Raw genomic sequence first — 2,952 nt, 5'->3', positions numbered from 1 at the left:
GATTTAGCCCGATCCGAACAACTTTCAACAAATTTCGGGCTGCAAACAAACGTAAATAAGATTCTCTGAGAGACATCTTATAAAGTTGGTTGAGGTAATTCCGAATTTTATTCGGAACTCCTTATTTCCTTGTTCTCGATTCTATAATCCGCGCAGCTCAGTCTGGGCGGTTGACGCAATTACGCAAGCAAGGAAGGGCAATTCAAATGAGTATCAATGTTATTCAATTAGTACAGGGCGCTTTGACGGAAAGCGTATTGCAACAACTCGCCACAAAACTAGGCGTTGCGCCTGAAGCGGCGAAGCGCGTGGTGGGTCTCGTCGCTCCCGCGCTGGTCGGTTCGCTGATGAGCAAGGCTGCATCGCCGGAAGGTGCGCGCGGTTTGTTCGCATCGATCATGTCGGCGGATTCGAACTCGAATATCGTCGAAGCGCTTCCGCAACTCATTCACGGCGACGGCCTGCAATCGCTGCTCGCAGCGGGCACCCGGTTGGCCGGTGCGGTCGCGTCGGACGATCGCATCAGCGCACTGACCCACACGGTAGCTTCGCAAACGGGTGTGTCGACGGGTTCCACGGCCGCCCTCACGGGCATCGTCACGACCATGCTGTTCGGCGTCCTGAAGCATTACTTCACGAAGAACACCGGCAGTGTCGGCGCGCTGCCCACGCTGCTCGGTCATCAGTTGCCCATGGTCAAGGCCAGCTTGAACGACGGTATCGCCACCGCACTGGGTCTCGGCGGCGCAGGCAGTTTCCTGTCAGGCGTCGCGGCGCAAATGAAAGCGGTGTCTTCGCATCTTGAGCACCCGTCCACGGTTGGCGGCACGGCCACCGCCGTGAACACGTCGCTCGACAAGATCGTCGTGGAAGAGAAAGCGTCGTCGAAGAAATGGTGGTGGCTCGCGATTGCGGCCGCGATTGCATTGCTGGCGGTACTGTTCAGCCGCTCGTGCGTCAGCGAGAAGACGATTGCGGTTGAACCCGCAGCGGCGCCGGTCGTTGTGTCGGCGCCGGTTGTGGCTGCCGCCGAACCCGTTGCCGCTCCTGTTCCCGCACCCACGAAAGACGCGTTGCTGACGTTTACCGTCGACAAGCTTGGCGCACCGACCATCCAGGCGACCGTCGGCAGCGAAGAGGAGAAGGCCAAGTTGCTGGCGGCCCTGACCGCGAAGTTTGGCGCGGACCATGTGAACGCCACCATTACCGTCGACCCGGCCATCAAGCCGGCTAGCTGGCTCGACAAACTCGACGGCCTGTTGCCGCTGATGCAATTGCCGGGCGCGGAAGCGAAGTTGTCGGGCGAGAGCATCGAGTTGAGCGGTGCGGCAGCGGACGTGCGCAATGGCTGGCTGGACAAGCTGAAGTCGTTGTTTGGCGCGGGCTTCACCATCGGTACGTTCGATGTAAAGGGCGCGGTCGAGAATGCAAAAGAATCGTTCATGAGCGCGTTTTCATCGCTGAGCGACGATTGTTCGGCGGCTGACGTTACCAAGGTATTGAACTTGCAAGTCATCAACTTCCGTACGGGTTCTGACGTACCGCCGCAAGATGCGCAACTGGCGTTGGCGAAATCGGCGCAATTGCTCAAGACCTGTGCCGGCAAGGACAAGACCGTGAAGCTCAACGTGGGTGGCTATTCCGACAACGTGGGCGTAGCGGCGTCCAATCTCGCGCTGTCGAAGAAGCGCGCGGAAGCGGTTCGGGCATTCCTGGTGAAGCATGGCGTGCCGGCTGGTTCGTTGACGGCGCAAGGTTTTGGCGACGCACATCCGGTCGCCGACAACGCAACGGCTAGCGGTCGTTTCGCGAACCGTCGCATCGACTTCGCAGTGCAAGAGCAGTAATGCATCGGACACTTTCCTGACGGGAAGCGGCTGGTCGTAAAACACGCCGTCCCGCGCAAGCGGGACGGCGTGTTTTTGTTGTGCGGCTTTTATCTTCGGCTCATATAACGATCGATTACTTCGGCGGAGTATTGGCGCCCCTCTTGGGGAAACGTTCTGGCGGGGCTTGCAGGAAGTCATCGCCGAGATTGGCGGGGATCGTTCTTCGAACGACTTCGAGCCATGCGCGCGCTGCGTTCGACAAATATCCGTTACGACGCCAGCCCACGGCCATATCCCAGTGAATCTCCGGGTTGACGACGCAGCGGCAGGTGAACGCGTTGACATCGAGTCGCCGGCAATACGGCGCCGGCAGCAATGCGATTCCGACGCCTGCCTGCACGAGCGCTGCCATGAAATCCCAGTGACCGCTGCGGCTCACGATTGACGGCGTGAACCCAGCCTCGTTGCAGGCGCCCAGCACGATCTCCGATAACGACAAACTCTCGCCGTAGAACACGAACGATTCTTTCGCGAGATCGGCGAGTGGCACCTCCGTCGCTGCGTCCCAGCGCGATCCTTTCGGCGCTACGAGCCACAGTACTTGACGACTCACGGGGAGGACATCGAAGGTCGCGAGATCCACCGGTAGCAGGACGCCGCCTAATTCCATCTCGCCGTCGATCAACGCTGCCTCGATCGCCTTCGAGCCGCGCTCGAACAATTTCAGGTCGATTTTCGGGTAGTGTTTTTTGAACGCCGCGATGGCGGGCGTGAAGAGCGATCCGCCCATTGCCGGGATACCGATGGTTAACGTGCCGCGCCCGAGTTTGCCGAGATCGTGGAGTTCGGCTTCGAGTTGGGAATAGGCGGCGAGGACGTCGAGGCCGCGCTGATACACGATGCGGCCGGCGTCGGTGAGCACCATGTGGCGACTTTCGCGCAGCAGTAGTGGCGAACCGATTTCGTCTTCCAGCGATTTCACCATCTTGCTGATGGTCGGTTGCGTGACGAACATCTTCGAGGCTGCCGCTGTGAAGCTTTTTTGTTTGACGACTTCGACGAAATATCTTAGCGATCGCAATTCCATAGGTGCCCCTTGAATTCCAGTTTGGAATGTCTTGGG

At 59.1% G+C, this 2,952-nt stretch carries 2 protein-coding genes; one reads left to right on the top strand and one right to left on the bottom strand.

Annotated features, from left to right (window positions below; translation table 11 throughout):
* Nucleotides 1–206: 206 nt before the first annotated feature.
* Nucleotides 207–1,847 carry an OmpA family protein gene (locus tag WCA53_RS19345; RefSeq protein ID WP_423914275.1) on the top strand — a complete coding sequence of 547 codons (1,641 nt, stop codon included), beginning with the start codon at nucleotides 207–209 and terminating at the stop codon, nucleotides 1,845–1,847.
* Between the two features lie 115 nt (nucleotides 1,848–1,962).
* Here WCA53_RS19345 and WCA53_RS19340 read toward each other — a convergent pair whose 3' ends face one another.
* On the bottom strand, nucleotides 1,963–2,916 hold the full coding sequence (locus tag WCA53_RS19340) for a LysR family transcriptional regulator (RefSeq protein ID WP_423914272.1): 954 nt from the start codon (nucleotides 2,914–2,916) through the stop codon (nucleotides 1,963–1,965).
* Between the last annotated feature and the right edge of the window lie 36 nt (nucleotides 2,917–2,952).

Origin of the sequence: Caballeronia sp. (genome assembly GCF_049581465.1) — a bacterium.
Lineage (GTDB): Bacteria > Pseudomonadota > Gammaproteobacteria > Burkholderiales > Burkholderiaceae > Caballeronia.
The sequence above is the reverse complement of the archived record's forward strand: the minus strand, read 5'-3'. Positions and strand labels throughout refer to the sequence as shown.

Excerpts from the sequence above, each read along its gene's own strand:
- WCA53_RS19340 (WP_423914272.1), bottom strand. The coding sequence starts at position 2,916 with ATGGAATTGCGATCGCTAAGATATTTCGTCGAAGTCGTCAAACAAAAA.
- WCA53_RS19345 (WP_423914275.1), top strand. The coding sequence starts at position 207 with ATGAGTATCAATGTTATTCAATTAGTACAGGGCGCTTTGACGGAAAGC.